A 4,586-nucleotide genomic window follows, 5' to 3' on the forward strand; every position below is an offset into this window, starting at 1 on the left:
GCGCTCGGACACCCGGCCGTCGACGTCGAGGACCTCGTCTAGCACCGGCGTCCGCGGCGTCTCGGCGACCGCGGGGGCCCAGGTGTCGATCCACGCGACGACCTCGTCGACCGCCGGACCCGGGATGCGGGCGTGCATGCTCGTCCGGTCCATCAGTTCGTCGGTGCCGTGCACCTCGATCCGATCGACGGCCCCGAGCTTCCGCGGAGCCGGGGCGCCGGGGCGGACGAAGGCGACGGTCGGGGCCGCGCGCGGGGTGAACGTGAGGGCGCCGAGGACGGCGGCCTCGGCCTCGTCCACGTCGATCCCGACCAGGGACTCGACGCCGTCGAGCACACGGTCGGACCCGATCGTCATCGTGGCGAGTGCCCGCTGCCCGCGGAGCCACGCGCGCCCGGAGGCCGGCGGGTCCCACACGACGAGGGCATCGTCGTCCGCGGCGGCCTCGGCGGCGACGATCGCAGCCGACGCGAGCCCGACGAAACCGATCCGTCGGACGCCCGTGCTGCGCAGCAGCGCGGCCGCGTGTCCCGCCGACCGGACCTGTGCGTGCGGGTCGGTGTCGGGGGCTGCGTCCCCACGTCCAGACGGGTCGTAGCGCACCGATGCCACGCCACGGGCCTCCAGGCGGTCCGCCAGCAGGCGCAGCGTGCGGTACGCGATGACGCCCTCCTGGCCGAGGGGCGGCACGATGACCACCCCGGCCCGCGCGGCGGGCGGCAGGTGCACGGCCACCCGGAGGGCGGGCGATCCCGACCAGCCGTGCAGGGTGGTCACAGCGCCAGTGCCGAGCGGACCGCGGTCGGCCACGCGTCGGGGTCGGTGCCGTGCGCGGCGAAGAGCGCGATCGTGATGCGCTCCAGGCCGAAGGCGATGCACGCGCTGTGCGCGACGCCGCCGTCGGCGCTGCGGATGCCGAACGCCGTGCCGAAGTGGTCCTCGTGCAGGTTGGCGGAGCTGATGGCCGTGGCCTCGTGGTCGGGCCCGTACACCGGGGTGACGAACTCGAACTTGAGCGCCTGCTCGACCTGGTTGCGGGCGAGCATCTGCCCGACGCGCCCGAAGAACGGGTCGTTGGCGGGCACGACGTCGATCTCGAGCCCGAACGACTCGAGCAGCGCGCGCATCACCGGGATGCGTCCGTCGCGGTGCGCCTTCGCGGACTCCGGCGTGCCGATGTGCACGAACTCGTGCATGTGGAACGCCTGGAGCCGCATCGGGTCGAGGGACGGTTCACGGCGGAACGAGTCGCCGACGATGTCGAAGAAGCGGCCGCCCGCGTGGACGACGTCACCGACGAGGCCGTAGACCGGGTGGCAGACGGCCGGCGTCAGCATGAGGTCCGCGGGTTCGAGGAAGCCCTCCCAGCGCTCCCCGCGCTCGCGGGCGGCGAGGAGCGCCCGGTGCGTCCGGTCGTCCCCCGTGAACCCGGAGATCGACGCGGCAAGGTCCGGGAAGGAGGCGATGTAGTCGGTCCGTTCGAACGCCGTGAGGGGCTCGACCGGGGGGAACCGCAGGACCTCGGCGTCGAGGTCGGACTGGCTGCGGACGGCGGCGGCGTCGACCGCGCCGTACACGCGCTCGAACACGCCGGTCCGGCCGTAGAGCCCAGGGGAGCCGAGGTCGATGAGGACCCCGTCCGCGAGCAGGCGTCCGCGGAGGGCAGCTCGTGCGGCGTCGAGCGTCGTGCGTTCGGTGTCGAGGTGGATGGTCACAGGAGTGCTCCCGTCATGAGCGCCATGCCGGCGTCGTTGTGCAGGAGACGGTCGTTGCTCACCATGACGGCGGCACCGTGGGCGTCTCGGAGGTGTCGGGCGATGCTCGAGGGACCGCTCGTGGCGTACCCGGCGATGCCCACGATGCGCAGGGACCGGGTGACGAGGTCGGTGACGCGTTCGGACGCACCGATCTTGAGGGCGTTCGCGGACAGGGCGAACGCCGTGGAGTCGAGGACGTCGGCGTCCTCGGCCACGACGTCGAACCGTTCCGCGGCGTGCCGGACGGAGTCGGCCAGCGCCTGCAGCTCGACGAGCAGCTCGGCCAGCCGGAGTGCACCGGGCGGGGTGGTCCCCACGGCGGCGCGGGCCTGCTTGCGGACGGCGGCACGGGCGCGGTCCGCGGCGTCGGCCGCGATCCCGAGCCACACCGACGCCCAGAGGACGTGCGAGACCGGCAGGACGGTCCGGGCGCTGACCGTGGCGTAGTCGTCGCGGAGGACGTGGTCGGCCGTGGTCTCCGCGTCCAGCAGCCAGCCGTTGCTGCAAGTGCCCCGGAGGCCCAGGGTGTCCCACGTCGAGGTCTGCGTGAGCGTCGTGTGCTCGGGCAGGCAGACGACGACGCGCTGGTCCGAGGCGGCCGCGTCGACCGAGCGGCGTGCGGTGACGAGGATCGCGTCGGCCTCGGTCGCGTAGGAGATGACCGGCGCGTCCTTGCGGAGACGGATCCGGCCCGCGGCGTCCGGCTCGAGCGCGCAGGTGCTGCGACGGGCGTCGCCGCCGATGCCGCGCTCGGTCGTGGAGGACGCGAGCAGCGCGCCGTCGCGGACCCCGGCGACGAGCTCCGTCACGCCGGCACCGTCACCACCGTGCCGCCAGAGCGCCATCGCCTGGCCCTGGTGCATCGCGAAGACCATCGCGGTGGCGGCGCACGCGCGGCCGAGCTCGGTCGCGATGACGGACAGCTCGGCGAGGGTCGCCCCCTCGCCGCCGAGCTCCGTCGGGACCGCGGCGGCCAGGAGTCCGTGCTCGCGCATGGCGGCGATCGCCTCGCGCGGGGGCCTGGCGTCGCGGTCGACCTCGTCGGCGACGTGGCGGGCGACGTCGGCGACGAGGGCGGTCCGCGCGGCGAAGCGGCCGCGGGGGTCCGTGCCGGCGGCCGCGGTGCCGGTGGACGCGGTGCTGCTGCCGCTGGCGGCGGTGCCGGTCGCTGCGGTGGGGGTGCCGCCGCGGGTGACGGCGGTCGTCGCCGGACCGGTCGTCGCTGTGGCCGCTCCCGCTCCCGCTCCCGCTGCCGCGCGTCGCCCGCGCCGGGTCGGGCCGGCCGGCGCGACGACGGGGACGGGCGCGGTCGGCGGCGCGGCGTCGAGGATGGTCACGACGCCGTACCGGCGGCGTGCACGATCGACTCGACCGTCGCGAAGGTCGACCGGTTCAGCACGGCGTCCGGGAACTCGACGTCGAGTTCGTCCTCCACCGCGAGCATCACGTTGACGGTGGCGTGCGACGTCAGCCCGAGTGCGTAGAGGTCCGCGATCGAGGCGACGTCCCAGGCGTCGACGGAGAGGTGCCCGTGGTCGGCGAGCGCACGGCGGACGGCGTGTTCGGTCGTCGGGTCGGCGAGCGCGACGGCGGTCGCGCGGGTCTGCTGGTCCTGGTCCATGACGGCAACCGTAATGAGGACGGCTCCCCGGAAAGCCGCCTCCCGGTTGCGGGGAACCGCACGACCGTCCTGCGGGACCGTGGCCGCTCCGTGACCGCGCGGCCCGTCGGCCTCAGCGTTCGGCGAGCGCGACGGCGGTGGCGACCGCCAGGCCGCGTTCGTGGGACAGGGACACCGAGACCGGGCCGCAGCCGATCGCCTCGGCGAGCGCCGCCGCTGCGCCGGTCAGTTCCACGGTGGGTGCGCCGTCCTCGTCGAGCACGACGGCGACGTCCCGGAGGGGCAGGGGGTCGGCGCGGGACGGGCGCAGGAGCTTGACGACGGCCTCCTTGCCCGCGAACCGTGCTGCGAGTCGCTCGGGGTCGTCCCCGCTGTCGGCGCGCTCGCGGTCGGTGAAGATGCGTGCGAGGTAGCGCTCGCCGTGCGTCGCGATGCCGCGGACGACGTCGTCGACGGCGGTGAGGTCCGTCCCCGTCCGGATCACGGTCATGCCGACAGGGTACGCGCCGGTCGGGCGGGCGCTCCGCCGTGGTCGCTGCGCTCCGGCGGCAGGGTGCGTGTCGCTGCGCTCCGGCGGCAGGGTGCAGGTCGCTGCGCTCCGGCGGCAGGGTGCATGTCGCCGCGGGCATGCGCGTCAGCGGGCATGGGTAGCATCGGCGCACGACCACCGAGGGGGAACGATGGCATCACCGTGGACCGGCATCGTCGAGGACGCCCGGCACTACCCGTCACCGCACAACTCGCAGCCGATCGTGCTCCGCGTCGAGGACGACCGGACGGCGACCGTGTACTACGACCTGCGGCGGGGGCTGCCGGCCGAGTCGTTCGGCATCCCGTTCGGCCACGTCTGCGCCGGGGTGTTCCTCGCCGGGCTCGACGTGGTCGCGAGGGCGCACGGATTCGCCGTGACCGAGACCCTCGACCACGCCGAGATGGACTTCACGCGGCTCGACCGCGACCCGGCGGACCACCTGCACCGGCTGGGACGGGTCGCGTTGCGTCCGCACGCGGTCACCGCGGACGACCGGGAGGCCTTGGCCGGGTTCACGGCGCGCCGCACCTCGCGCAGGCCCTACGACGCCACCCTGGTCGACGAGTCCGCCGTGTCGGCTGCGGTGGACATCGCGGCTGCCTCCGGGCACCGGTTCCGCACGACCGCCGATCGGGCGACCGTCGACGAGATCGTCCGGGTGAACCAGGAGACGCTG

4 protein-coding genes and 2 pseudogenes are annotated in these 4,586 nt (G+C 74.7%); 1 reads left to right on the forward strand and 5 read right to left on the reverse strand.

From position 1 onward, the window contains the following. The 5 genes and pseudogenes from I59_RS15990 to I59_RS16010 all read right to left on the reverse strand — a co-directional run. Positions 1-777: pseudogene (locus I59_RS15990) on the reverse strand (hypothetical protein); the annotation flags it as partial. Next, positions 774-1,715, reverse strand: a complete 942-nt coding sequence (locus tag I59_RS15995; protein ID WP_022904734.1) for an amino acid--[acyl-carrier-protein] ligase — start codon at positions 1,713-1,715, stop codon at positions 774-776. The pseudogene I59_RS15990 and the gene I59_RS15995, both read right to left, overlap by 4 nt. Continuing rightward, complete coding sequence (locus I59_RS16000) at positions 1,712-3,094, reverse strand: acyl-CoA dehydrogenase family protein (protein ID WP_022904735.1); 1,383 nt, start codon at positions 3,092-3,094, stop codon at positions 1,712-1,714. The genes I59_RS15995 and I59_RS16000 overlap by 4 nt, the downstream gene beginning before the upstream one ends. Further along, positions 3,091-3,378 carry an acyl carrier protein gene (locus tag I59_RS16005; RefSeq protein WP_022904736.1) on the reverse strand — a complete coding sequence of 96 codons (288 nt, stop codon included), beginning with the start codon at positions 3,376-3,378 and terminating at the stop codon, positions 3,091-3,093. The genes I59_RS16000 and I59_RS16005 overlap by 4 nt, the downstream gene beginning before the upstream one ends. Positions 3,379-3,490: 112 nt before the next feature. Beyond that, positions 3,491-3,868, reverse strand: coding sequence for a holo-ACP synthase (locus I59_RS16010; protein WP_022904737.1), 378 nt, complete (start codon positions 3,866-3,868; stop codon positions 3,491-3,493). A gap of 190 nt (positions 3,869-4,058) precedes the next feature. Between I59_RS16010 and I59_RS16015 the strand changes: the two are divergent. Then, positions 4,059-4,586: pseudogene (locus tag I59_RS16015) on the forward strand (hypothetical protein); the annotation flags it as partial.

This window comes from Curtobacterium sp. B8 (assembly GCF_000333315.1).
GTDB lineage: Bacteria > Actinomycetota > Actinomycetes > Actinomycetales > Microbacteriaceae > Curtobacterium > Curtobacterium luteum.